Consider the following 25,889-nt stretch of genomic DNA (forward strand, 5'->3'; position numbering starts at 1 on the left):
CAGATGCAATCGTCGTGCCGCACGCTGCGCACCGATCAGACGACCGGCGACGGCCAGATGCGCTTGTAGGTGGTCAGCATCTCTTCACCGACGCTGAAGGTCGGCGCCTCGGGCTCATTCTCCGACCCCAGCGGCTTCACCACGGCGTCGAAATCCGGCGTCATGAAGAACGGGATCGAAAAGCGCGGCGCACCGCTGCCGCGGTTGGCGACACGATGATTGGTCGAGGAGAACCTGCCCTTGGTCCAGAACTGCAGCGTGTTGCCGATATTGATGATGTAGGAGCCCTTTAACGGAGGCGCCGCGATCCAGTCGCCGCTCTTGTTCTGCACTTCCAGGCCGCCGGTCTGGTCCTGCGACAGGATGGTGATGACGCCGGTGTCGCAATGCGCGCGCGCCAACAGCTCGACGGTCGGATCTTCGATCTGCGCATAGCGCAGCAACCGCAACTGCGACACATCGTGGGCATAGTATTTCGTGAACTTGTCGGTGGGCTCGCCGAGACCCTCCGCGAGCAATTCGAGCAGCGTGGTCCCCACCTGGTACGTCCGCTCATAATATGAGTAGACGATATCGCGGAAACCGTCCGGCCCGGACGGCCACAGGTTTGGACCTCGCAGCGGCAGATTGGCTTTGACATCGGGGTGACTTTCGTCGAGTTCCGCCGCGCAATGAAACGCTTCCAGATTATTGCCCTTGAAGCTCGGGTCGGTATCGCCCTTCTCGCGAAGGCCGAGATAGCCGCGGTATTGACGCGACTTGGAGATGTGAATCTTGCGCTTCTCGGCATCCGGCAGGTCAAAGAATTTCCGGCTCATGTCGAACACGCCGTCCAGGATATCGTCGCCGATGCCGTGGCCGACGATGTACATGAACCCGACCTGCTCGGCTACCGCGACCACTTCGCGGGCCAGAGCCGCCCGCTTGGACGGATCATTTGCACCTGAGATATCAACGATCGGAATTTCATCGAAAGCCGCGAGGTTGCTCTGGGTCGGCTGGCCTAGCATTGATGTCTCCTGTCGCAGCTTGCAGGTTCGAATGACGTCTCGACCGGGATTGACTGGATCGGCGACCGGCCTGACGACGAGCCTGCACGCACTTCCCCCTTTCGACGCGATCAAAATTGTTGGGCCGCAGATCAAAAGTCAACAAAAATATCAAAATTGAGACAGCCGCCGAACAAGTCAACGAACCGCTTTCGCACTGCATAGGTTGGCGGCAAATATCACGCGAAATGACGCAAATAACGCCACCATCTGCACAACGAATAGATTCGACTGGAAATCCGCGCTGTCTCAAAATTTATCCGTCGGCGGCTGCCGACTCGCACAGCTATGCCAGCGTGCGCTTCATCAGCTTTCGCAACAGCATTGCGCCGGCCGCCCCCCGGACGGACCCGTTCCACAATTTCTTGAACATCGCTTCGTGCAATTGGACGGCCTCCGCAGCGGCCGTGACAATGGCAACGCCCGTCAGGATGTTCGGCAATTCACCCAGACGATACGGACTGACCGACACCAGCGAGCCTTCGCTACGTCGAAATATCTGGAATGTCTGACTTGGCATGACGCACTCGACCAGGCCGATCTGGATTCCAACCGGCTCCTGTTCCATCAACTGCGCGATCCGTTCCACTTCGACCGCAGCAGCCAGCCGCCGCTTCTTCTGCACGGCGGCAGGAAGATCCAGGCGTCCCACCAGTCCAAGACGCAGAAACCGTTCGATCTCCAATACGCCGATGATGCTGGCCACATTCGGTTGCTTCTGACGTAGTAGCGATTTCCGTTCCGACAGAATTCGGATCACATCGTCAATCTGTCGCTTGAGATCGGCCTTCGCTCCGTTCGCCGGCAGCGTCTCGATGAGCATCTGGCGCAGATGATCGTTGTAGTCTTCGGATGCCAGAATGAACGAGATCGGCTCATAGTGCGCCAGCACGCGCTCCGAGGTCAGCTCGATCTGGCGCATGCGTTCGAAGAAGCTGACAGCGTTGCTGTGATATTCGACGCCCGCGTCCAGCAGCGAAGCCAGTGAGACGCCGAGCAATTCGGAAATCCGCTCCAGTATCTCAAGCTTGATCAATCCGCCTTTTTCCAGCCGGTAGACCGCCGCTCTGGAAATTCCGAGTTGGGCCGCCATCTCCTCCGTGGAGAGGCCCCTCCCGATGCGATATGCCCGCAGTCTTTCGGCAATTTGCTCGTATTGCACAGCCATAAATAAAGATGCCCATGAGAGCGACGCGGGAACGATACCAGTGCCGGATTCGAACCACTCGACAATATCGCCTATGACTAAGCGCGATGATCACTTGCGACAAGCGCTACATGTCCCGGGATGAGTTGGAGACTGAGATCCCCGCGCGGCATTACCGAGACTGACACGGCGTTCTGCGTGCCCTGGATGCAGGGAACACCCAGCCAGCTGCAGCCAACCGTGGAGAAATTCCTGCCGACGTTGAGCGCCCCCCACCATGAAGTGGAAGCAGATGGTGCCTAACCCGGGTAAAGCCCAAATTACGTGACGGACGAATAAAATGCAGCTGCGTGCAAAACGGCCTTTGAAGAGCCTCCAGTCGCACACTAAGCCTCTGAAATCATGGCTGAAGTGGCAGACCTCGAACCTGTGCACCGCGTCCCGTACGCAGAGCACCTCGTCGAACTATTGATACCCTGGCTTCCCTATGGCGACGAAATCTGAGCGGACGATCCGATCAAAATGGTCGCGGCCGCGCGCCAACTTGGAGGAAGCGCGCGGCCGCCGCGCCGCGAGAGCTACGACAGCCTCGTGGCGGACTACTTGCGGCAAACCACTATCGTGTTTTGCGGGCGAAGCCGGCTTCGCTACCCAATGATCGCTTTGACCTCCAGATATTCTTCGAAGCCAAAAACACCGAACTCGCGCCCATTACCGGACTGCTTGTATCCGCCAACGGAAGGCTGCAGTGGAATGCGGCGCCGTTGAGGTAAACACGTCCTGCGCGGATGCGATTGGCGACGCTACGCGCCTTCCGATAATCGTGACGCCGATCCGACGAAATGAGGCGCGAATAGACTCGACAATCAACACCGCATCAGCCGCGCACAGCACCAGATTGAATCCGTCATACTGGCAATATCTATGTCGGCGGCTAACACGCGCGGTCGCTTGCCAAAACGAAATCAATGGATACTCCGCTTGGCCCAACCATAGGCGACCATTGCATCGTGAAGTGCATTCCTAGCGTCAACAGTGCTGACCGGATCTTCGCTCGCCGCAGTTAGCCTGCTGACGACGTCAACCCATTGAGGGGACGCGCGGGTTTCAGCTTCGACGTAGCGCTGAATCCATCTCAGCGCCGAAACGATCGACAGCAGCTTCCGATCACCAGTCGGAGTCTGGCCAGGCGCATCAGTTGTCAAAGTGATCGGCGCGAAGATGATCTGCACCGTTACCCCGTCGGTTGGTGGATAAAGTTCCAAGCCGGTGTAGCGCAAAGTACAACGTATCCGCAAAGTCACGAAATTCAATTTGGAAACAGGCGCCCGTAGGACCGCGCTGATGCCCATGAACCAATATGCGAACGAGAACCCAGCAGGCTGCTCGTCATCGGACTGTTCAACGTTCCATACATCTGCACGCCTCGAACGGCAGGTTCAAGATCGCGACAAAAGTCGATGCCAGTTGCTAGGTCCGGCTCCATGCTTCGGCAGGTGGTCCCTGTCCGCCTTGCGCCATGAGCCAACCCCGGCGATGATCAAGCACGCGCAGCCTCAAATGAATTTACTTGTCGAGCTTGAACACCATCTGTGTCGGGCGCACGAACCGCAATGCGATCAGAAGCAGCGTCATGACCATCACCATGTAGATCACGGCCATGGCATCGATGGAATAGACGGGGCGAACACCACCGGCGAACATGTTGTAGAATAACGCGACGACGAGCGTCTGCGATCCACCACCGCCGAGAAGAAATGCGAGCTCGAAATTCGATATCGTATTGACCAGCACTAGGACGCCGGCGGTCAGTATTCCCGGTACCATCAGGGGAAACAGAATCCGCCTGAAAATCTGAGCCCGGCTTGCGCCAAGCATTGACCCGCTCCATTCCAGATTGACGCTGATCTGCTCGAAAAATGGCATCAACACGAAGACGGCCAACGGGACCATCGGCACCAGGACCGCCAGAATCACGCCGACGACGGATCCGCCGACCCCGTATCGGTAGAGAGTGGTCGCCAGCGGAATCCCGTAAGTCATCTGTGGGATGACCAGCGGCAGAAAATACAGCAGCAGAATGACCGATTTGAATCGGAAATTTCGTCGCGCAAGAATGTAAGCGGCCGGAAATCCAATGGCCAATGCAAGGAAGACGACAACGACTACGATTAGCAGCGTGACACCTAACACCTGCCCCAGATCGAAATTCTTCCACGCATAAGCAAACCAGTCCGTCGTATAGGCCGGCGGCAGCAGGCCGCCGAACCAACGCTTGGCAAACGAGCTCACGACAACATGCGACACAATTCCAAGCATGTTGAGGATGAAACCCACAATGAACAGATAGAGCGAGAGCTTCCACATTCTGCTTCGCATTGTGCGGCCCTATCTCTTTCCGACGCCCATGGTCGCTGCCGGCGACAACCGCCGACGGAACAGGATGATGACCAGCAGCGCTGCCAGCTGACACAGGCCCATAACCACCGCGATCGCGGAAGCAGCCGACATGTCGTATTGTTCGAAGGCCTTCTGATAGGCCGCAATGGAGATCGTGCGCGTGGTCCCCGCCGGCTGCCCGAGCATGATGGCGGACGGAAAGACCGCGAAGCTCATGACGAACACCAGTGCGAATGCGATGGCAAGACCGGGCGCGATGAGCGGCAGCATCACGCGTCGGAAGACAATCGAAGGTGTCGCACCAAGCATCCGCGCCGAGCGTTCAAGGCTGGGATCGATGCCGGATATGTATCCCAGCAGCATCAGGAAGCAGAACGGAAACTGCTGCATGAACAACGCCAGCATAACGCCAGCGTAGTTATGGGTCAGAATGAACGGCTCTTTGATAAGCCCTAATCCGAGAAGGACCTGATTGAACCAACCCTGCGAACCATAGAAACCCAAGATACCTTCCGACAGCAGGATCACGCCAAGCGAAATAGGCATGATCAAGATCGTCGTCACGGTCCGTTCCATGAAAATGCCCCGGCGCATGCCGTAAGCCAGCCAAAGAGCGAGCAGAAGGACAACGATCGTAGTGGGAATCGCCAGACTGAAGGTGATCCAGATCGTACCATACTGATAGGGATCGCTGAAGAAGGTAAGATAGTTCGCGAGGCTGAAGCCGCCAACCTTTTGCGGCTGAAGGCTGAGATAGACACCATACAGAAACGGATAGACGAACATGCAGAGAACGTAGAGCAGCGACGGCAGCAAACAGAAGAATGCCAGCGCGTCGAATTCGCTTTTCTCATCGTTGGCTACGGCGCGCATTATTTTCTCGCCTATTCCGCAGGAAGTAAGACGACCTTGTCGATCGGAAACTGAAGGCCAATCGTGTCGGCGGTTCGTATCGCCTCGGCGGTGCGTAACCAGACCCGCGTGTTGTCATTGATGCGTATGGCGGCTTCCTGTTCCCGGCCGAGATACTCGACCACTTCGACACGGCCACTAACATCTTCGGCACCGGAAACCACCTCACCGCCTGCCCGGATATCGTCCGGGCGAATCGCCATCACCATATCGACATCCGCTCGCACATCGGCTCCTGCCCGCGCTCGAATCCGGATTCCGTCGCCGACACCTTCGGCGATTCCGTCCGATACTGACGCGATCCTGACCTTGAAGAAATTCCGGAAACCCATGAAGTCCGCCACGAAGACGTTCTTCGGCCGGTCGTGGATTTCCTGTGGGGTACCCGACTGCATCAGGACGCCATTGCGCAGCACAACGATCCTGTCCGACAGCGACAATGCTTCAGCCTGATCGTGGGTCACATAGATCGACGTCAGCCCCAGCGCGGCATGTATCTGCTTGATCTCCGCCCGCATCTCGACCCTCAGCTTGGCATCGAGATTTGATAGCGGCTCGTCGAACAGCATCAGGCGCGGATGCAACACGAGGGCCCGCGCAATCGCAACGCGTTGCTGCTGACCGCCGGAGAGCTGGCCCGGATAGCGCTCCTCATAGCCGGTCAATTGGACCAGTTTGAGCATCGCATCGGTGCGCTTCTTGATCTCATCCTTGGACAATGGCTTCAAGGTGAGCCCGAACGAGACGTTGTCGAAGACCGTCATGTGAGGAAACAGTGCGTAGTTTTGAAACACCATTCCGAACGCACGCTTCTCGGGCGGCAGATGATCGACCCGCGCTCCATTGAGCCTGATCTCGCCCTCGGTCGCCGCTATCAGGCCGGCGACGATCGACAAGGCCGTCGACTTTCCGCATCCACTCGGTCCGAGGAAGGTGACGAACTCGCCCTTTCGGATATCGAGTTCAAGGTTGTCCAGCACGGTCTTGTTGCCATAGCGCTTGGTGATTCCAAGCTTCAGCGTGTCCAACCTATCTCCCGGCCCGTTCATGTCGTCCCGTTCCTGAGTAAGAAGCAACAAAGCCACCGGCGGGCCCGTACATGCAGACCCGCACGCTCATCGAATTGATTACTTCTTGACCTGGTTTGCGCCCACTTCCCGGTCCCAACGATCCATCGCGTAGCTCAACTCCTTCACGCCGAGGGGCGGAGATACTTTCCACTTGGTGCCGACTTCGTCGTATTCGGGGCGCCAGAATTCCTTCACAAGCTCCTGGATCTCCTTGGGCGCCTTTTCCATGGTGGCCGCGGTGATCGTCGGCCCAATGAAGCCCGGCCAGGAAAGGACCTGCTGCTCAGGCCGGCGCATGAACTTCATGAGATCGAGGATGACGTCGACCTGCTCCTTCGGCACGCCTGTGGGGATGCACCAGTAATGTCCGTCAACCACGAAGGTCGTGTTCTGAAGGATGGTGATCTTGGAGTCCGGCGGGATGACGCTCTGGGCACGGGGCTTCATGTCCCATTCCATGATGCCGGCGATGATCCAGCGTTGCCCCTGGGCGAATTCCTTCAATGTGATCGCGGTGCCCGTCGGATAGTATTCGACGTATTGCCCAAGCTCCTTCAGATAGGCCCAGGTCTTGTCCCACCCCTTGTCGGGATCGAGTGGCTTTGAGTCATTTAGAATGTGCGCCATGCCCAGCACGATCGACCGGCCCGGTCCGCTATTCGCCGGCCGCGCATACATCAGCCGGCCCGGATTTGCCTTTGCCCAGGCCAGCAATTCTTCGGCGGTTTTCGGCGGGTTGGGCACCTTGCTAGGATTGTAGACGAACACCGGCCCGCCGGCGTTGCCCACCGACGGCACCATATAATCGCGGCCTTCGTCGTACAGCGCCTTACCGGCAGGCGTCATCTCATCGCGCGGAAACTGTTTCTCAAAATCAGGAATCTTGATCAGCTGGTTGTTGGCCGCGAGAAACGCGCCACCGTCCTGTCCGGTCAGCACAAGGTTGATGTCCAGCCGTCCGGCATCCTGCTGAGCCTTGATCTTGGCCGGCAACTCCGGCGCCGGCGCGCGCTGTATCCTGATCTCCTTGATCTTGTCGGGATTGGCCTTCTTGTAGTTCTCGATGATGACCTGGGTCGATGCGAGATCGCCACCGGTATCGATGATCGAGAGAACGATCGGCTCGGCGGCCCTCAGGGGTTCACCAACGAAGGCCGTCACGGCGAGGACAGCCACGGCGCCGGCAAACGGGCGCAATAATGCATTCGGACAGATCCGCATTTCCGATTCCTCCCTGGCATATGCACCCGCGTCGCGCGCGGTTGTCATTTATTTGTAAACACAGCATCGACGAGTTGGGCGACATCTGTCAAGCATTGGGAGATCGCAATCGGCCAATCATGAGCAGGACTTGCTGATGTCGCGATGTCGCACCTTGCCCGTCTTGCTCGTTCGCATATCAATCTGTGACGTCATAACCGACCCCAAGAGCCGACAAGTCGGCGCCTGAGAAGGTCGGCCATCGGGAGAGACGCATGCCAATTGGAGTCGGCCTGATTGGGCTAGGAATGGCGGTGAAGCCGCATATTCTTTCGTTGCTTGAATTGCAGGCGCAGGGACGGATTACGATCGTCGGCGGATTTGCGCCGTCAGCGGACCGGCGGTCAGCGTTTTCACAGCAGTGGGGCGTTCCGGTTTTCGATAGCCAAGAGGATTTGCTGTCGCGCTCCGATCTCGATCTCATCCTGATACTGACGCCCCCTGGAACGCATCTGGCGACCGTGCAGGCTGCAGCCGCAGCAGGAAAGCACATTCTGGTGGAGAAGCCCGTCGAGATATCGGTTGCCAGGGGTGAGGAACTCGCGGCCGTCACGGAGGCTGCCGGCGTGCGGTGCGGCGTGTGCCTGCAACATCGCTTTCGTCCCGCAGCACTACGCCTGAAGGCGGCGCTGGATCAGGGAGATCTGGGCGATATCCTGTCGGCGAGTGCATCGATCCGCTGGTGGCGTGATGACGCCTATTTCCGTCAACCGGGCCGCGGCATGAAGGCGCGCGACGGCGGCGGCGTATTGCTCACACAGGCCATCCATACGCTCGATCTGCTTCTGCATTTCGTGGGACCGCACAAGGACGTCGCCGGTTTTGCATCGACCTCACCGCTCCGAACGATCGATACTGAAGACGTGACCGCGGCCGCGGTCCGTTTCCAAAGCGGTGCCATCGGCGTGCTCGATGCCACCAGTGTTGCGCGGCCCGGCTATCCGGAGCGTATCGAAATCGCGGGCACGCGCGGTTCGGCCTATCTCGAGACGTTTCAATTGGTCATCCATCGTCACGAAGGTCCGCCAGAGACCGTCGGGACTGCGCAATCCGGCGGCGGAGGTGCCGATCCGATGGCATTCGATCACGGCCCGCATCGGGGCGTGATCACCGAGATGCTGGATGCAATCGAACAACGACGCGAGCCATCCAATGGCGTGCGCTCCGCCCTTCACGTGCAGCGGCTGATCGAAGCCTGGCTGTCAGACGCCGCCGCCCGCGCCTAAGCAGTTTGGCCAGCGCTGCAATCCCGGATTGTCAGCGGCAGCACGCCGACTTGTCAAAAAGATGTAATGTTGCCAAAGACTGGAGCATGTTCGGAGCAAGGACGGGGTGAACATGGGCTCAACGGTCAAACGGGACGACATTCCGGAGCGCCCGGCTGTGACGGGAAAGCTTAGCGACCGCGTCTACGACCATGTCCTCAGCCAGATCACGGTCGGAATCTATCCGGTCAATTCACGGCTTCCTCCTGAAACGCGCCTGGCAGATCAGCTTGGCGTGTCGCGCCCGGTCGTCCGTGAAGCGCTGATGCGGCTGCGCGATGACGGCGTCGTCGCATCGCGGCAGGGTGCCGGCTCATTCGTGATGCGACGTCCCGCGGCAGACGTTTACAACTACGCTCCCGTGGGAAGCATTGCCGATATCCAGCGCTGTTTCGTATTTCGCATCGGCATCGAAGGAGAAGCCGCTGCGCTTGCCGCGCGCGATCACGATCCGGAAGGTCTGCGCCGGATCCGCGACGCTATCGCGGCACTGGATCAAGTGATCGCAGATGCCGCGCTGGGCGTAGAGGAAGACATCGCGTTCCACCGCTCGGTCGCAGAGGCCACCGGCAATCGCTTCTTCGCCGCGACTCTCGCCGCGATCCAGTCTCAGGTGAGCGTGGGTATCACGCTCAATCGAAATCTCTCCTTGATCCAGCCTCGCGATCGACTTCTGCGTGGGCAAGAGGAGCACCGGGCCGTGCTCGATGCGATCGCCTCCAGAGACGAAGCCGGAGCTCGCGAAGCTATGCGGTCGCATATCGAGAATGCCCGCAAGCGCGTTTTTGAAGGCGGATAGCTGCGCGCAGCAGCGACTCGCCATCGGCAGCATCACCCGGACTTCCAGGAAGGGGCCGCAGAAGCGTTCAGCGGGCGACGATAGCCGAAGTCTGGTGACCAGTACGGCCGCCCCAAGCCGATGCACCACGAACTACACTCAAGGCGCTGAATGGGCGCAAAGCGATTTATCCACCGGGGGAGCCTTCGACGTCTGAGTCCCAGCGAACGCAATCCCGAGATGACAAAATAAAGTTGAGCTGTGAACAGTGGTTGCAGCTCGGATTCCGGACAGTTCTAGAAATATTTTGGACTTCCGAATCCATGAGGACTCACTGATACTTGGCGCCAATCGAGGCGCGTTCTGTACCCTTGGTTATCCACCCTTTCCACCATATTTAGTATTTGATTCAGGAACCCGGACTACTCCTTGCCGGGCGAGTATATTTCGCCTAGGTTTGTGTAGTTCGGCGCGGGTCGTTTTTTGTCCCGCTGGACGATCCCAAATGGGTTGCGAGCTGACCGCTTTATCGCTGCTAACGCAGTGACAAAGAATAAGGGCCTGCGTCTAATTTTTACGGATGCCAGAGGAGGTGCATCTAAACGTGGGGCCGAGATGCGGCCGCTTAATCGCGGACTTAACGCTTAGCGGTTATATTGAATCAGCGACTCACACGAATCGGCCATCGCCCCTTCTTCAAAGGTTTGGGCGTCGATTCGACCCCCAAGGGGCGGCGGCCTGGTCCGCTTTCGTGTGAAAGGAGGCTGCAATGCAGCTCTCGTGTCCGCTGACGATGCCCGTTCGCGTAATCGCTTATCTGCGATTCCGCTTCGGTCGTTGGGAGAGCGTTTGCTCTCACTGCCGTGGACTGCCGAACCGCTGATTGCACTCAGCGATCCGGCGATAGTCCACAATCCAAAAGGGTCGCCCACGGGCGGCCCTTCCCTTTTCCGGCGGACCGGAACTTCCATGAGAAAAACACGCCACTTCCCGTGACGGTTCTCTCAAATCTCGTGATGCAAAGGGCGCTCGAAGCTCGGCGACAGCTTCGGTCATGCCGGTAAACGCCTGATGAAGGCAGTTTAAGTAATGTCGTCTTTTCTGCCGCATTCGATTCGTGCGTGCTTTTTTCCCTTAACGCTAAGGGTATGCCAACTTGGCATTCGGTCAAGACCTCAGGGTGTGGACCGTTCATTCCTTATCGCAGTGTGGCAGGAATGTGGCAACTCCTTCGATAGACATGCGGCGACGTGATGGTAATCACCAAAGCCTGTCGCCATCGAAGGTCTCGTGCTTCGGCATCGGCCCAGAACTCCGCTCTCGGCAGGTTGTGGCCGAAGTCACCCAACGCGATGCCCTTAGCCGGCCGGCTCGGGGCAAGCAGGTGCACTTCATCATGCATCGTGCCGACGGCGAGCAGTATGCAGAGAAGATCAAGTCAGCCTGGGACAGCATCGTCGAGGACGCCAGCTCGGCGCCGATATTGTCCGCCATATCCCACGCCACACGGCAGCGACGTGGGTCATGCAGAAGGGCACGGATCCTTGGCAGGCCGCGGGCTCGCTAGGCATAACGCTTGAGCAGCTGCAGGAGAACTATGGCCATCACCATCCTGATTTTCAGGAAGAGGCGGCCGAGGCTTTCAGCGGGCGGCGATCATCGTAGCATTTCGGGCCGGCCAGTAGTGTCTATTCGCACTAACCTGACTGGGCGACCAACACCCTCTTCGGACGTATTGAGATTTGGATTGTCCGCACCCTGCTCTATCATATCCACGGCGAGAGCCTCCGCCTGGAGCGAAGTGACATCCTGAGTGAGGACCTGCTTAGACAGCAGGCTGCGCGTGTCGGCTCTAAGTCTTTGACTGCGGAATGTCGGCCAAACGAATTGAGCAAACTTGTCGGCCTCACCGAATAATCTGAAAGCGCTAGGTGTTGATGGGCTATATTGGTAAACAGCGCTGTCGCTGGAAAACACGGCGCCCGCAGCTGACCGGTTGATCCTGAAATCTCTGACGAGCGTCTCCCGAGATTTCGGATCGTATGAAACAAGGATGACGTTCATCAGCCCGTTTGGGGCCGGAGGCGGCGCAAGCTGTGGGTACGCCGCTATAAAGATTGCGAAACGCTCGACGCAGTGAGCAGCAAGACGATCAAGCGAAACATCTTTTGCTGATTTCGGTCCGTCCCCGCGAAGCCAGTCAAGGACCACGCTTTCCATGTCGAAAAGATGAGGTGCAGCAGTGACGAAGCTGCATAGATCAGGCTGCGTGACCACGCGCCCCTTTCCTACCAAAGCGGTCAGGTCATAAAACCGCGAACTGCCCGTCACAGCAACGACGAGGTTTTCGATGCCGTCTGGCGTGCGAATTTTCAGCCGCTGGTCGCAGTACAGACCAGAAATCGTTTCCCGGCTATCCGCCGCGACCATTGCACCCGTGCTGTAAGGCACCACAGAGACCAAGGTACCGCGACTGATTTCGATCGGCTGAACTTGCCCAGCATGTGCCGACACAACCCCAATTGCTACGACCATCGAAAAAACCACACCAGCCAAGCCGATGCTCGAGCAGGTGTGTAGAAGGGTCATTTCGTTGCCCATTTCGTTGCCGGGTCGTCGAACGAAACGCCTAAGTCATTGAAATCATGGTCGGAGTGGCAGGATTCGAACCTGCGACCCCTGCGTCCCGAACGCAGTGCTCTACCGGGCTGAGCCACACTCCGACTAAGAGCGCGGCTTATAGCCTTGGGTTTCGCATCCTGCAAGAACCCCGGTAAAGAAGCCTGACCAATTTTGAAGACAAGGATCTGCCCTGCATGGCCGTAGGCCTGACCACCCGGATGAGCCCCGCCGACGCCGCCCATATTGCGGAGGCAGCGGGCTGCCTGCGCGCGGGCGGGCTGCTGGCGTTTCCGACCGAGACGGTCTACGGACTCGGCGCCGATGCGGCCAATCCACGAGCCGTGGCAGGGATCTATGAGGCCAAGGGCCGGCCGTCGTTCAATCCGCTGATCGCCCATGTGGCCGATCTCGCCGCTGCCCGGCGCATTGCCCGATTCGATGCGCGCGCGCTGGCGCTTGCTGAGACGTTCTGGCCGGGGCCGCTGACGCTGGTGCTGCCCAAGGCTGTTGACTGCCCGGTGGCCGATCTGGCCACCGCCGGCCTCGACACGATTGCCATTCGCGTGCCGGCGCATCCCGTGGCCCACGCGCTCCTGCAGGCCTTTGGCGGTGCCGTGGTGGCGCCATCGGCCAATATCTCCGGGCATGTCTCGCCGACCACCGCAGCCCATGTGCTGAGCGATCTGGATGGCCGGATCGACATGATTCTCGATGGCGGACCGGTTGAAGTGGGCGTTGAATCCACCATCGTCGGTTGTTTCGACACGCCGATGCTGCTCCGCCCCGGTGGCCTGCCGCGCGAAGCGATCGAGCGGGTGTTGGGCCAGCCGCTGGCGAGCCCGCCGGACGACCCCGCAAGCGATACAAACCAGCCGCTGGCGCCGGGCATGCTGGCCTCACATTATGCGCCGCGGACACGGGTGCGGCTGCTGGCCGAGGCCGTGAATCCCGGCGAGGCGCTACTGGCTTTCGGATCGGCCCCGCTCCCGGGCATCGAGTCCGCCGCCGCTGTGCTGAATTTGTCTGAACAGGGCGATCTCGGGGAAGCCGCCACCAATCTTTTCGGCTATCTTCGCGCGCTCGACGCCGCTGCTATGGCTTTGGGCGCGAGCGGCATCGCGGTGATGCCGGTGCCGAACCACGGGCTCGGCGAAGCCATCAATGACCGGCTGCGCCGCGCCGCCGTGTAACGCGAACACGAGACCAAGAAACGCGCCAAGAAAATATCCAAGGGAATAGTTATGAATATCGTCCAGCCGAAGCCGCCCACGCTCTCCCCCGAAACCATCGCGCGCTTCCGGGCCATTGTCGGCGACAAATACGCCATCACCGATCAGGCCGACGTGCACCAATACGTCACCGAGGATCGCAACCTGTTTTTCGGCACCTCGCCGCTGGTGCTGCGCCCGGGCTCGACCGCCGAAGTCGCCGCGATCTGCAAGCTCGCCACCGAGACCCGTACCGCACTGGTGCCGCAAGGCGGCAATACCGGCCTCGTCGGCGGCCAGACACCCTATGGCGGTGAGGTCGTGCTGTCGATGCGCCGGATGGACAAAGTGCGCGATCTGGACACCTCATCCAACACCATGACGGTGGAAGCCGGCCTCGTGCTGCAGGTCGCGCAGCAGCGCGCAGCTGAAGCCGACCGGCTGTTTCCGCTGTCGCTGGGCTCCGAAGGCAGCTGCACCATCGGCGGCAATCTCTCCAGCAATGCCGGCGGCACGACCGCCCTCGCCTATGGCGTCGCGCGCGAAATGGCGCTCGGCCTCGAAGTGGTGCTGGCCGATGGCCGCATTCTCAATGGCCTGTCCAAGCTGAAGAAGGACAATACCGGTTACGACCTGCGCAATATCTTCATCGGTGCCGAAGGCTCGCTCGGCATCATCACTGCGGCAACGCTGAAGCTGTTTCCGAAGCCGCGCGCGGTCGAGACCGCCTTTGTCGGCCTGAAGTCGCCAGACGATGCGCTGAAGCTGCTCAGTATCTCCCGCTCCGAGGCCGCCGGCAATCTCACCAGTTTCGAACTGATCGCCGATATCGCCGTCGATTTCAGCGTCCGCCACGGCATCGGCATCCGCGATCCGCTCACCAGCAAGCACGCCTGGTATGTCTTGATGGAATTGTCGTCGGGACGCGACGATGCCCGCGCGACATTGGAGGCGATCCTCGAACGCGGCTTTGAAGACGGTATCGTGGATGACGCGGTGATCGCCGAGAATATCGCCCACCGTCAGGCGTTCTGGAAACTGCGCGAGGAAATTTCGCCGGCGCAAAAGCCGGAAGGCGGCTCGATCAAGCATGATATCTCGGTGCCGGTCGCTTCCGTGCCCGCCTTCATCGCCGAAGCCAATGCTGCCGTCGTGAAGCTGATGCCCGGCGCACGCCCGGTGCCGTTCGGTCATCTCGGCGACGGTAACATCCACTACAATGTCACGCAGCCCAAGGACACGCTCGGCGACAGCGACGGCCGCGAGAAATTCCTGGCGCGCTGGCACGACGTCAACGAAGTCGTCTTCGACGTCGTGCTGCGCATGGGCGGTTCGATCTCCGCCGAACACGGCATCGGCCAGATGAAGGCGGCCGAGCTGCCCTCGGTGAAGGACCCCGTCGCCATCGAGCTGATGCGCAGCCTGAAGGCGATGCTGGATCCGCTGAACATCCTCAATCCCGGCAAGGTGCTGCTGCCGGTGCAACATTGAAAGTTGCCCGGCTCGTCGACACCGACATTCAAGCGGTCGTTCAGCTCTGGCTGCGCTGCGGACTGGTGCGGCCCTGGAACGATCCGGAGGCCGATATCAGGCTGGCGCGCGCAGGCACCAATGCCGATGTGCTGGTCGGCCGCAAGGGAAGGACCATCGTCGCCTCCGTACTGGTTGGCCATGATGGCCATCGCGGCTGGGTCTATTACGTCTCGGTCGATCCCGACCATCAGCGCCAGGATTTCGGCCGCGGCATCATGAGTGCAGCCGAGGATTGGCTGCGCGAGCGCGGCATCGAGAAGATGCAGCTCATGGTGCGCTCGGATAACACCAAGGTGCAGGCGTTCTATGAGTCGCTCGGCTATGGCGAACAGAAGCGCGTTATCTATGCCAAGTGGCTCGACGGACGGCCGCTGACGCCGTGAACTAGAACAATGATCCCTGGCCGTCGTCCTCGCTCACCACAACCCTGCGCGGCGCCCTCGTCGGCTTCACCTGCTCCACGGCAGCTTCTTCCGCCGAGATCGGCAGGATCAGTTGCGCATCGTCATTGGCCACCTTGTTGACGGCCATCGCCACCGGATGCCAGGCGAAGGTGCCGTCTGCGGGCGCAGCGAGCATCGTCATCACGTCGGACGCGCTATCCGAACTGCAATCGAGCCACTGGCCGAAATGATCGGGTGCGATCGTCACCGGCACGCGATGGTGCAGTACCGACATGCCCGTGCTGGCTTCCGCAGTGATGATCGCAACCGTGTCGACTTCTTCGCCGTTCGGTCCCATCCAGGTCTCGGCCAGGCCCGCAAAGCCCATCGGCCCGCCTGCGCTTGGGTGGATAAAATACGGCTGTTTGCGTTCACCGCGATTTTGCCATTCGTAATAGCCATCGGCCGGAATCAGACAGCGGCGTCGGCGAATCGCGTTTTTGAAGGCCGGCTTTTCTTGCACCGTCTCGGCGCGTGCATTAATCAGAAGCGTAAACTTCCGCGGGTCCTTGACCCAGGAGGGCAAAAGGCCCCATCGCATCAGACGGAAATGCCGGGATCCGTTTTCAACGATGACAACAGGAACCGGCTGCGTCGGCGCAATATTGTACCTCGCAGGAAAATTCGGTTGCTCGATATAACTGAATACCTGCCGTAACGCTTCCGGCGCTGATGTAATGACAAACCGCCCGCACATTCTCGATCCGCAATCCTGCCTCTTCAGGCGGTTTTAACCCAAAACACCAACAGTGCGACATATGACCCTGACGGCCATACAACCGGCGCAGCATGACCATCACGATCTGGCCAGTGCCAGTGCCGGTGCCGGCCCCGTCGCGTCCGCTGCCGAGCTGATGGCCGCCAATATCAACCCACGCACGGGTCTGGCGACCGACTATCTCAATCACTTCAATGAAGCCATCATGTTGCTCGAGCTGATCCCGGACATGCCGGACTGCTATGAGCTGTTCCTGGAATGGCAGCCGCTCAGCTATGCCGAGCACTTCATCAAATCCAACTTCAAGGCACGCGATCTCGCCATCGCATCCTATGAGGCTGCACGCCCGGCCATCCGTGCAGAATTCGATGCGCTGGTCGCGAACATGACGCAAATCCTGACAACTGTCGGCGAAGCCATGCGCACCGTGCAGCAGGACCGGACCCGCGCCATGCTGGCCGAACAGGCTGCCGGCTGGGTCAAGCCCATGGTCGGAACGGCCGGCGGCATTATCAACGGCCGCGATCAGGAATCGGACATCGATAGCATTATGGCGCAATGACCTCGTGACCGACACGCCTCCTACCCATCCGCAGCTCGCTACCAGCGCCGCCATCTTCCGGGATGGCAAGGTACTGCTGGTCCGCCGCGCCCGCTCGCCGGGCAAGGGCTTCTATTCGCTCCCCGGCGGACGCGTGGAATTCGGCGAATCCCTCGCCGTCGCGCTCGCACGCGAGGTGATGGAGGAAACCGGGCTGACCATCGATATTGTCGGCCTGTCCGGCTTCCGCGAAGTGCTGCCCAACGACAAGGTCGCGGGGCATTACCTGATCATGTCCTTTGCCGCTCGCTGGGTGGCTGGCGAGCCCGAGCTGAATGACGAACTTGACGATTTCCAGTGGGTCGCGCCGGACGATCTCGGCGCCTTCAAAACCACCGATGGCCTCGGCCCGATCCTCGCCATGGCGGAAGATCTGGTCGGACCATAGATAGCTCCTTGCCGCACCAGCAGCGTTGCCTTGCTTCAGACGCCTTGAAAAGGCATATCAGCCAGGTTCCGGGACCATTCATGTTGAAGCATCTGCTCATCATTCTGACGGTTGTGACGTTCTGCGCAGGCCCTGCACGGGCGCAGGACGCGGCTGCGCCGTTCGACAATGACCTGCAGCGGATGTCAGAAATTCTCGGCGCGCTGCATTACCTGCGCGGCATCTGCGGCAATAACGAAGGCAACAAGTGGCGCAACGAGATGCAGGCGCTGGTCGATGCCGAGACGCCATCCGGCGAGCGCCGCACCCGCATGATCGCTGGCTTCAACCGTGGCTATAACGGCTTCCAGCAGACCTACCGGACCTGCACGCCTGCTGCCAGTATCGCGATCCGCCGCTATATCGACGAAGGCTCGCGGATCTCGCGCGATCTCACCGCAAGGTATGCGAACTAGATGAAGCCACATGCGATTGACACTGTCTTTTTCGATCTCGACGGGACGCTGACCGATCCCAAGATCGGCATCACGGGCTCGATCCAGTATGCGCTCGGCAAGCTCGGGCTTCCCGTCCCGGCACAGGACGAACTGACCTGGTGCATCGGCCCGCCGCTGCGTGCCAGCTTCGTGGCACTGCTCGGCGGCGAGAAAGACGCCGATCGCGGCGTGGAGCTCTATCGCGAACGCTTCGGCACCATCGGCCTGTTCGAGAACACGCTTTATGATGGCATCACAGCGACGCTCGATACGTTGCACGCAACAGGCCGCCGGCTGTTTGTCGCCACCAGCAAGCCGCATGTGTTCGCCGATCGCATCGTCGACCACTTCGGCCTGCGCAGATATTTCACCCGCGTATTCGGCTCGGAGCTCGACGGTACCCGTGTCGACAAGAGCGACCTGCTGCGCTACGCGCTTGATGAAACCTCGACCGATCCCGCACGTGCGATCATGATCGGCGACCGCAAGCACGACATCATCGGCGCCGCGAATAACGGCATTCCGGGAATTGGTGTGCTCTATGGCTATGGCGGCCGCGAGGAGCTGACGAGCGCCGGGGCGAAGCATCTGGTGGCTTCGCCTGCGGAGATTCCGGGTCATATCAACTAGTTGTAGGATGGGTAGAGCGTCTTCGCGAAACCCATCAATCACACACGACCAAAAGATGGGTTTCGCTGCGCTCTACCCATTCTACAATAATCGCAATTTCAATGCTTCCCCGCGCCCATATAGCCAAACAGGAATCCCGCGACCTTGCGCTTCTGGATTTCCTCGCTGCCTTCGGTGATGCGGTAGCGGCGGTGATGGCGATAGATGTGCTCGAACGGCTTGTGGCGTGAATAGCCCATGCCACCATGCACCTGCATCGCGCGGTCGGCGGATTCACAGCACAGCCGGTTGGCCCAGTAGTTACACATGGACACCTTGTCCGACAGCGTATGCTCGACCTGGGCCTGGGTAAGCTGGTCCATCTCCCACGCGGTCTTGCGGATCAGGAGCCGCAGCATCTCCGCCTGCGTCGCCAGCTCGACCAACGGAAACTGGATGCCCTGGTTGCGCGCCAGTTCCTCGCCGAACGGCTTGCGCTCACGCGCATATTTCACACTCTCATTGATGCAATAGACCGCGGCGCCGAGCGAACTCGCTGCCTGACGGATCCGGTTCTCATGCACGAAGCACTGGGCCAGCGACAGACCACGACCGATCTCGCCGAACAGCGCATCATCCGGCACGAATACATCGGTGAAGGACACGCGCGGATGGTCCGTGGGCATGTTGAAGGTCCACATATACTCTTCGATCTTTACGCCTGCGGCCTTGGCCGGCACCAGGAAACAGGTGATGCCGCGCGCATCGCCATCGTTCCCCGACGTGCGCGCGAACAGCGCGCAATGAGTCGCCACATGCATGCCGGTCGTCCACATCTTCTCGCCGTTGATGACCCAGCCCTTGACGCCATCACGCGTCGCCTCGACGGCCGTCGTCTCCATATGCGTGGCATCGGAGCCGTGTTCGGGTTCGGTGAGACCGAAGGTGATGCGATATTTTCCGGTAATTGAACCCTCGATCATCTCCTTCTGGTCCTCGCGGCCATAGCGGTCCAGCATCGTCACCAGCGGCAGATTGCCGACAATGGAATGTTCGTTCTGCAGATCGTTGTGCAGACCGAGACCCTTGGCGGCGAAATGCTCGCGGATCACGGCCATCCAGAGATTGCTGCCATCCTTGCCGCCATAGCGTTTCGGGATCGCAAAGCGCAGATGGCCGGCGCCGTCGGCGAGGTTCTTCGCCTGGCGCAGCAGCGCTTCCCATTCGTGGCGCGGGAGACCGCCATTATCGAAATCGGTGCGCGCCCATTCGCGGCGATGATCGAAGAAGCGAATATTGTCATCCCGCTCTTCGAGCGGCTTGATCTCGCGCAGGATGAATGAATCGAGTTCAGCGAGATAGGCGACCAGGTCGGCCGGCAGGGAAAAATCCAAGGCGCTCTCCCGATTGTTTTCCGAGCTTTGTTGCTCTTGTTAATCGAGCGATTAAGATGGCATCGTCCGATCAAGTCAAGCGCGCCCGCGCGGCGTAAATTCTGCCTAACGAAAAACAAAAGGGAGGCCGCGATGGCTCTGCAATTCTCAACCGTGACCCGCAAGGGACCGATCACCATCGTGACGCTGTCGCGTCCGGAAGTTTACAACGCACTGCACACCGATGCACATAACGAGCTGCACGAGGTGTTCAACGACTTCGCCAGTGATCCCGACCAATGGGTTGCGATCGTCACCGGCGCCGGCGACAAAGCGTTCTGCGCTGGTAATGACCTTAAATGGCAGGCCGCCGGCGGCAAGCGCGGCTGGAACACGTCGGGCTTCGCCGGCCTCACCGCGCGCTTCGATTGTGACAAGCCGATCATCGCTGCGGTGAACGGCGTCGCCATGGGCGGCGGCTTCGAGATTGCGCTGGCCTGCGACCTCATCATCGCTGCAGAAAATGCGACCTTTGCCCTGCCCGAGCCCGGCGTCGGCCTCGCCGCGCTCGCCGGAGGCCTGCAGCGGCTGCCGCGCCAGATCGGCATGAAGCGCGCCATGGGAATGATCCTCACTGCGCGCCACGTAAAGCCGCAGGAGGGCTATGAGCTCGGCTTCGTCAATGAAGTGGTGCCACAGGGCGAGGCGCTGAATGCCGCGCTGCGCTGGGCCGAGACCATCTGCCAAAATTCGCCGATGTCGATCCGCGCCTCCAAGCAGGCGATCCAGAAGGGTATGGCGGTGTCGCTGGAACAGGCGATTACCGAGCAGCGCGAGTATCCCGCGGTGAAGGCCATGGCGGCGTCGGAGGATTATGTGGAAGGGCCGAAGGCGTTTTCGGAGAAGCGCAAGCCGAACTGGAAGGGGAAGTAGCGCCGCGGCGCTTACTTCGGTTCCAGCTCGCGTTTGTACGCCGCGTAATTCGGCTGATCGACGGCGAGCTTCGCCAGTGTCGTCTGCCACAGATGCTCTTTCACACCGGGCGTCGTGAGATCGATGTCGCCTTGCGCGATGCGGTCGGCAAGATCCTGGTTCAACCCGTCGAGCGTGCCATGCACGCCGAGCAGCATCGTCAATCCATGCAGCTCGGCGGCATCGCTGTCGCCGGCAAGCGTGAGCTGCCGGGTCACCAGATCGAGCGCGTTGATCGCGACACGCAGCTTGAACGCGGCATGACCTGAGATTTGAGGTGCAATGTCGTTGCGGAGAAAATCGGCAACGGCCTTTACCAGTTCGTCCGGCCTCGGTTCGTCCTGCATGTCATCACCTTGTTTTTGTGCATGATCTGATCCGAAAACCGGTCGCCACTTTTCGGGATCATGCGCGCGGCGCCAATAGCCGTAACAGATCGATCTCCGTCTCCGACGAGCGCCGCCCGATCATCGCCCGCTCCATCGAATGATCCGGGCCAAGACGAAACCGCTGCATCATCCCGACACACATCACGCCCCAGCGCAGCGTGCCCATCACTTCCCAGAATTTCACGCGTGCCACATCGACCGCGATGCTGCTGGCCGCCTCATAACCCGAGAACAATTCCTCATAGGTGCCGAAACCGCCGACCGGCTTGTCGATGACGCCGAAGCGCCATGAATTGACGCAGATCCAGCCGAGATCTTCCATGGGATCGCCGAGATGCGCGAGCTCCCAGTCCAGCACCGCGCGGACGCCATCGGGCCCGATCATCAGATTGCCATGGCGGAAATCACCATGCACCAAAGTGACGCGCTCGGACGGGCCGGGATCGTTGTCGCGGAGCCAGCGCACAGCCAGCTGGAACACCGGGCGCGGCCAGCCAAAACCGTCGATCTCCCGCTGCAATTCGGCGATTTCTGCTGCGGCATTCATGCGGCGCAGTTGCGGCAGGCTTGCAGCGGACAGCCCGTGAATGCCGGCAAGAATCTCGCCGCATTGCCGGGCAAGTTTGGGCCGCGCGCCGGCGAATTCATCGTCACGCAGGATCTTGCGCGGAATCGTCTCGCCGTCGACCCGCAGCATAATGAAGCCGGTGCCGAGATCGTCGGCGGGTTTAAGCACATGCAGCACCTTCGGCGACGGTACGCCGGCATGAAAGGCCAGCTGCATCAGCACCGCTTCGGCATCGAGCCCTGCGGCTCGGCCGGGCGCAGCGCCATAACCCGACGGCGCGCGGCGCAGGATTGCGCCGATGGCGCCATCAGGATGCGTGATGTCGAACGACCACGTCTCCTGACTAGCGCCGCCGGACAGCCGTTCTGCGGATGTCACGCCCGCCGCGCCGGGACACCACGCCGCCGCACTGCGCGCCAAAAGTTCCGCGACGGACGCCGTGCTCAAGGCTTACTGGCCCGTGAACTTGGCCGGACGTTTTTCCAGGAACGCCGCGACGCCTTCCTTGAAGTCCGGCGAAGCACCGGCGGCGCGCTGCGATTTGACCTCGAGATTGATCTGGTCCTCGAAGGAATTCTCCGGGCTTTCCCAGTAGAGCTTGCGGATCAGCGACAGTGCGATGGTCGGGCCGTTGGCGAGTTCATGGGCGAGCTTCATGGTTTCATCCATCAGCGCCGCATCGTCATAGACGCGATTGACGAGGCCCCATTCCAGCGCCTTCTCGGCCGGCAGCTTTTCACCAAGTAACGACAGTTCGACCGAACGCGCCTTGCCGATCAAGCGCGGCAGGATCCAGGTCGAGCCGCAATCCGGCACCAGCCCGATACGACGGAAAGCCTGCAGGAAATAGGACGAGCGTGCACACAAAATGAGATCGCCCATCAGCGCGAAGCTCATGCCGGCGCCGGCGGCGGGACCATTCACCGCAGTAACAATCGGGCAATGCAGGTTCTGCAGCCGGCGCAAGAATGGATGGAAGGCGGTCTCCAGCGTGGCGCCGGCGTTGCTGCGCGCCTTGGTGAGCTGATTGTTGCGCCCCTGAAGATTGGCGCCCGTGCAGAAGGCACGGCCGGCACCGGTGAGGACCACGCAGCGCACGTCCGCCTTGCGATCATCGATCTCGTCCAGCGCTTCGCCGAGGCCGCCGAGCATATCGACCGAGACCGCGTTCATCACCTCCTGATGATCGAGCTTCAGGATGGCGACATTACCGTCGAAATCGAGCGTGACGTGTTTGAACTGCATGGTTTCCTCACGGGATGATCCGCGTGTTTATTCCGCGGTGTGGAAGCTTTGTCTGGGCATGATCTGATCCGAAAACCGGCATCCACTTTTCGGGATCATGCGATTGTATGTCAGGCGGCATATTTGATTTTTCGGACGCGCTTGTCCATGCTTCCTGGGGAACACCAGCCCACCAACGGACGCACGGCATAACGCGCGCCAAACATGGAAACGCTGACATGGCAACGTCTACACAGATATTCGACCTCAGCGGCCGCGTGGCCGTCATCACCGGCGGCAATGGCGGTATCGGCCTCGGCATCGCGCAGGCGCTGGCCACCGCTGGTTGCAACGTCTCGATCTGGGGCCGCAACGCCGAGAAGAACAAGGCCGCGGCTGCCACCATGGCGGACTGCACCGGCAAGGTCGACACGCTGGTCTGCGACGTCACCGACACCGCCTCGGTGAAATCGGCGATGGATGCCACGCTCAAGACATTCGGCCGTGTCGATGGCTGCTTCGCCAATGCCGGCATCGGCGGCGGCGGCCGGCACAATTTCATCGACCGCACCGAAGAGCAGTGGCGCACCATGTTCGCGACCAATCTGGACGGCGTCTTTCATGCCTTCCAGGTGGCCGCACGGCATATGACCGAACGCGCGGAGGCCGGCGACAAATTCGGCCGCCTGGTTGCGACATCGAGTCTTGCCTCGATCTTCGGCACCGCCCGTAACGAACACTATGCGGCGACCAAGGCGGCGATCAATGCGCTGGTGCGCGCGCTGGCCGTCGAATTGGCCCGTCAGGGCGTGACAGCCAATGCGATCCTGCCCGGCTGGATCAAGAGCGACATGACCGCCGGGATCATGGGCAACGAGAAATTCGTCGCCAATGTCATGCCGCGCATTCCGGTGCGCCGTTTCGGCGAACCATCGGATTTCGGCGGCATCGCGGTCTATCTGATGAGCAAGGCGTCATCGTATCACACGGCGGATACGTTCGTGATCGATGGCGGGTATACGGCGTTCTAGCTTTCTTCCCTCTCCCCTTGCGGGAGAGGGGGCCTGAGCGAAGCGAAGGCGGGAGAGGGGTGCTGGACTCGGAGCTTGCGGCTGACCCTCTCCCGTCTCGAACGCGCTTTGCGCGTTCGATCCCCCCTCTCCCACTGCGCGCAGCTTCGCTGCGCTGGGGGAGAGGGAAAGAAAGTCGCCCTCTTCTACGACGCCACGGCCTCCTTTGGCCGCGCCCCCACCGTCATCGCAAATCCCTCATAGTCCTTCGCGGCAATATCGTTGCAGATCTGCCGGTAGACACCGACGCCGCCGATATAGGGCATGAATATCTGCGGCTTGCCGGGAATATTCGCACCCATGTACCAGGAATTGGCTTGGGGATAGAGCGTGCCGGCCGCCACCTCGTTGACATGCGCGACCCACTTGTCCTCCGCGGGATGCGTCGCCTCGATCACCTCTGCGCCACGGTTACGCATGTAGCTAAGGCAGTCGGTGATCCAGTCGACATGCTGCTCAATGGACACGATCATGTTCGACAGCACAGACGGCGAGCCGGGGCCGGTGACTATAAAGAGGTTCGGGAAGCCGGCGCTCATCAAGCCGAGATAGGTTCGCGGGCCTTCCGCCCATTTGTCATTCAGCGTCTGGCCGCTGCGGCCGCGAATGTCGATCTTGGCGACCGAGCCGGTCATCGCGTCGAAACCGGTGGCAAGCACCAGCGCGTCGACCTCGTAATCCTTGCCGCCGGTGCGCACGGCATTCGGCAGAATCTGCTCGATCGGATGGGCCTTGATATCGACCAGCGTCACATGCGGGCGATTGAAGGTCGCATAGTAATCTGTGTCGACGCAGATACGCTTTGAACCAACCGGATGATCGGTCGGCTGCAGCAGCCTTGCCGTTTCGGGATCGCTGACAATCTCTGAGATTCTCTCGCGGATAAAATCGGCAGCGGTATCGTTGGCGCGCTGATCCAGGACCAGGTTATTGTAGACGCCCATGAAGGTAAGTCCGCCCGATGTCCACCGCGCATGATACTTCTCACGCCTTTCATGCTCCGGATCGTCGAGCGCGCCGCGGTCCGGAATCGGCTGCACGATGCCGTTCTTGAAATCCTCACGCGCCTGCCGGCGAATCTCCGGATAGTTGTCGCGAAACGATTTGCGCTCATCATCGGTGAGCGGCGCGTTGCGCGCCGGCACGCTGAAATTTGCGGTGCGCTGGAACACAGTGAGCTGGCTCGCCTGTTCGGCGATCAGCGGGATCGACTGGATTGCTGACGAGCCGGTGCCGATGACGCCGACGCGCAGACCGGTGAAATCGACTGTCTCATGCGGCCAGTTGCCGGTGTGATAGACCTTGCCCTTGAAATCCTTCATGCCCCTGAATTCGGGCGTACGCGCATTCGACAGGCACCCCGTCGCGAGCACGACATGCTGCGCGGTGGTGGTCTGACCATCGGAGGTCGTTACCGTCCATCGATTGGCGCGCTCATCGAATACCGCGGATTTCACCGTCGTATTAAACTGGATGTCCTTCCGCAGATCGTAGCGATCGGCGACATGGCCGGCATAGCGCAGGATTTCCGGTTGCGGCGCATAGCGCTCGCTCCAGTCCCACTCCTGCTGCAATTTGTCATCGAACGAAAACGAATACTGCATACTCTCGACATCGCAGCGCGCGCCGGGATAGCGGTTCCAGTACCAGGTGCCACCGACATCGCCGCCCTGTTCGAAGACTTTCACATGGAGACCGAGGCTGCGCAGCTTGTGCAGCAGATAAAGCCCCGCGAATCCGGCGCCGACGACCACGACATCGATACGCGCGTTCTGATGCGAGACAGGTTGCGGCTGAGCAGCGGCCATGCGTTC

At 60.3% G+C, this 25,889-nt stretch carries 25 protein-coding genes, 1 tRNA gene and 1 pseudogene; 11 read left to right on the forward strand and 16 right to left on the reverse strand.

Annotated features, from left to right (window positions below):
• Positions 1-35 precede the first annotated feature (35 nt).
• From BLW80_RS21245 to BLW80_RS21275, 8 genes and pseudogenes are all read right to left on the reverse strand, one after another.
• Positions 36-1,010 (reverse strand): isopenicillin N synthase family dioxygenase, encoded by a 975-nt coding sequence (locus tag BLW80_RS21245; RefSeq protein WP_089262191.1) that lies wholly within the window; start codon positions 1,008-1,010, stop codon positions 36-38.
• 325 nt (positions 1,011-1,335) lie between these two features.
• A complete protein-coding gene (locus BLW80_RS21250; RefSeq protein WP_210185343.1) occupies positions 1,336-2,217 on the reverse strand; it encodes a helix-turn-helix domain-containing protein in 882 nt (293 codons plus the stop codon).
• Between the two features lie 626 nt (positions 2,218-2,843).
• Positions 2,844-3,010: pseudogene (locus BLW80_RS30830) on the reverse strand (aldehyde dehydrogenase family protein); the annotation flags it as partial.
• 151 nt (positions 3,011-3,161) lie between these two features.
• The gene (locus tag BLW80_RS21255) at positions 3,162-3,548 is read right to left on the reverse strand and encodes a hypothetical protein (RefSeq protein ID WP_093759508.1); all 387 of its coding nucleotides are present in this window, start codon (positions 3,546-3,548) and stop codon (positions 3,162-3,164) included.
• 214 nt (positions 3,549-3,762) lie between these two features.
• Positions 3,763-4,575 carry an ABC transporter permease gene (locus tag BLW80_RS21260; RefSeq protein ID WP_093759509.1) on the reverse strand — a complete coding sequence of 271 codons (813 nt, stop codon included), beginning with the start codon at positions 4,573-4,575 and terminating at the stop codon, positions 3,763-3,765.
• A 9-nt stretch (positions 4,576-4,584) separates the two neighbouring features.
• Complete coding sequence (locus BLW80_RS21265) at positions 4,585-5,469, reverse strand: ABC transporter permease (protein WP_093759510.1); 885 nt, start codon at positions 5,467-5,469, stop codon at positions 4,585-4,587.
• An 11-nt stretch (positions 5,470-5,480) separates the two neighbouring features.
• A complete protein-coding gene (locus BLW80_RS21270; RefSeq protein ID WP_244528375.1) occupies positions 5,481-6,536 on the reverse strand; it encodes an ABC transporter ATP-binding protein in 1,056 nt (351 codons plus the stop codon).
• Between the two features lie 99 nt (positions 6,537-6,635).
• Positions 6,636-7,799 (reverse strand): ABC transporter substrate-binding protein, encoded by a 1,164-nt coding sequence (locus tag BLW80_RS21275; protein WP_170849753.1) that lies wholly within the window; start codon positions 7,797-7,799, stop codon positions 6,636-6,638.
• A 254-nt stretch (positions 7,800-8,053) separates the two neighbouring features.
• Between BLW80_RS21275 and BLW80_RS21280 the strand changes: the two genes are divergently transcribed.
• Entirely contained in the window at positions 8,054-9,064 is a 1,011-nt protein-coding gene (locus tag BLW80_RS21280) for a Gfo/Idh/MocA family protein (protein ID WP_093759513.1), read from the forward strand.
• Between the two features lie 112 nt (positions 9,065-9,176).
• Complete coding sequence (locus tag BLW80_RS21285; RefSeq protein ID WP_093759514.1) at positions 9,177-9,902, forward strand: FadR/GntR family transcriptional regulator; 726 nt, start codon at positions 9,177-9,179, stop codon at positions 9,900-9,902.
• A gap of 1,635 nt (positions 9,903-11,537) precedes the next feature.
• Here BLW80_RS21285 and BLW80_RS21295 read toward each other — a convergent pair.
• The gene (locus BLW80_RS21295) at positions 11,538-12,482 is read right to left on the reverse strand and encodes a hypothetical protein (RefSeq protein ID WP_093759516.1); all 945 of its coding nucleotides are present in this window, start codon (positions 12,480-12,482) and stop codon (positions 11,538-11,540) included.
• 45 nt (positions 12,483-12,527) lie between these two features.
• Positions 12,528-12,604, reverse strand: a tRNA-Pro gene (locus tag BLW80_RS21300).
• A gap of 93 nt (positions 12,605-12,697) precedes the next feature.
• Between BLW80_RS21300 and BLW80_RS21305 the strand changes: the two genes are divergently transcribed.
• The 3 genes from BLW80_RS21305 to BLW80_RS21315 are packed head-to-tail and all read left to right on the forward strand — an operon-like array spanning position 12,698 to position 15,627.
• Positions 12,698-13,693 (forward strand): L-threonylcarbamoyladenylate synthase, encoded by a 996-nt coding sequence (locus BLW80_RS21305; RefSeq protein WP_093759517.1) that lies wholly within the window; start codon positions 12,698-12,700, stop codon positions 13,691-13,693.
• A 51-nt stretch (positions 13,694-13,744) separates the two neighbouring features.
• Positions 13,745-15,202, forward strand: a complete 1,458-nt coding sequence (locus BLW80_RS21310; RefSeq protein WP_093759518.1) for an FAD-binding oxidoreductase — start codon at positions 13,745-13,747, stop codon at positions 15,200-15,202.
• A complete protein-coding gene (locus tag BLW80_RS21315) occupies positions 15,199-15,627 on the forward strand; it encodes a GNAT family acetyltransferase (RefSeq protein WP_092139459.1) in 429 nt (142 codons plus the stop codon). The genes BLW80_RS21310 and BLW80_RS21315 overlap by 4 nt, the downstream gene beginning before the upstream one ends.
• Before the next feature lies 1 nt (position 15,628).
• On the opposite strand, the gene BLW80_RS21320 is transcribed toward BLW80_RS21315, so the two are convergent.
• Positions 15,629-16,384, reverse strand: a complete 756-nt coding sequence (locus tag BLW80_RS21320; protein ID WP_093759519.1) for an SOS response-associated peptidase — start codon at positions 16,382-16,384, stop codon at positions 15,629-15,631.
• A gap of 61 nt (positions 16,385-16,445) precedes the next feature.
• Between BLW80_RS21320 and BLW80_RS21325 the strand changes: the two genes are divergently transcribed.
• From BLW80_RS21325 to BLW80_RS21340, 4 genes are all read left to right on the forward strand, one after another.
• Positions 16,446-16,967 carry a hypothetical protein gene (locus BLW80_RS21325; RefSeq protein ID WP_170849754.1) on the forward strand — a complete coding sequence of 174 codons (522 nt, stop codon included), beginning with the start codon at positions 16,446-16,448 and terminating at the stop codon, positions 16,965-16,967.
• Between the two features lie 4 nt (positions 16,968-16,971).
• Complete coding sequence (locus BLW80_RS21330) at positions 16,972-17,394, forward strand: NUDIX hydrolase (protein ID WP_093759520.1); 423 nt, start codon at positions 16,972-16,974, stop codon at positions 17,392-17,394.
• 80 nt (positions 17,395-17,474) lie between these two features.
• Positions 17,475-17,849, forward strand: coding sequence for a TIGR02301 family protein (locus BLW80_RS21335; protein WP_093759521.1), 375 nt, complete (start codon positions 17,475-17,477; stop codon positions 17,847-17,849).
• 15 nt (positions 17,850-17,864) lie between these two features.
• A complete protein-coding gene (locus BLW80_RS21340; RefSeq protein WP_093760037.1) occupies positions 17,865-18,500 on the forward strand; it encodes an HAD family hydrolase in 636 nt (211 codons plus the stop codon).
• 98 nt (positions 18,501-18,598) lie between these two features.
• Here the strand turns inward: BLW80_RS21340 and BLW80_RS21345 are convergent, their stop codons facing one another.
• Positions 18,599-19,873 carry an acyl-CoA dehydrogenase family protein gene (locus BLW80_RS21345; protein ID WP_093759522.1) on the reverse strand — a complete coding sequence of 425 codons (1,275 nt, stop codon included), beginning with the start codon at positions 19,871-19,873 and terminating at the stop codon, positions 18,599-18,601.
• A gap of 132 nt (positions 19,874-20,005) precedes the next feature.
• Between BLW80_RS21345 and BLW80_RS21350 the strand changes: the two genes are divergently transcribed.
• Entirely contained in the window at positions 20,006-20,785 is a 780-nt protein-coding gene (locus BLW80_RS21350; RefSeq protein ID WP_093759523.1) for an enoyl-CoA hydratase-related protein, read from the forward strand.
• An 11-nt stretch (positions 20,786-20,796) separates the two neighbouring features.
• On the opposite strand, the gene BLW80_RS21355 is transcribed toward BLW80_RS21350, so the two are convergent.
• From BLW80_RS21355 to BLW80_RS21365, 3 genes are read right to left on the reverse strand one after another with little or no spacing between them, the layout of a single operon-like run.
• Entirely contained in the window at positions 20,797-21,171 is a 375-nt protein-coding gene (locus tag BLW80_RS21355) for a DUF6285 domain-containing protein (RefSeq protein WP_093759524.1), read from the reverse strand.
• A gap of 58 nt (positions 21,172-21,229) precedes the next feature.
• A complete protein-coding gene (locus tag BLW80_RS21360; RefSeq protein WP_093759525.1) occupies positions 21,230-22,228 on the reverse strand; it encodes a phosphotransferase family protein in 999 nt (332 codons plus the stop codon).
• 3 nt (positions 22,229-22,231) lie between these two features.
• A complete protein-coding gene (locus BLW80_RS21365) occupies positions 22,232-23,026 on the reverse strand; it encodes an enoyl-CoA hydratase/isomerase (RefSeq protein ID WP_093759526.1) in 795 nt (264 codons plus the stop codon).
• Positions 23,027-23,244: 218 nt separating this feature from the next.
• Here BLW80_RS21365 and BLW80_RS21370 point away from each other — a divergent pair, with 218 nt between their 5' ends.
• A complete protein-coding gene (locus BLW80_RS21370; protein WP_093759527.1) occupies positions 23,245-24,036 on the forward strand; it encodes an SDR family NAD(P)-dependent oxidoreductase in 792 nt (263 codons plus the stop codon).
• A 185-nt stretch (positions 24,037-24,221) separates the two neighbouring features.
• Here BLW80_RS21370 and BLW80_RS21375 read toward each other — a convergent pair whose 3' ends face one another.
• Complete coding sequence (locus BLW80_RS21375) at positions 24,222-25,883, reverse strand: flavin-containing monooxygenase (protein ID WP_093759528.1); 1,662 nt, start codon at positions 25,881-25,883, stop codon at positions 24,222-24,224.
• Between the last annotated feature and the right edge of the window lie 6 nt (positions 25,884-25,889).

This window comes from Tardiphaga sp. OK245, from assembly GCF_900108575.1.
GTDB lineage: Bacteria > Pseudomonadota > Alphaproteobacteria > Rhizobiales > Xanthobacteraceae > Tardiphaga > Tardiphaga robiniae.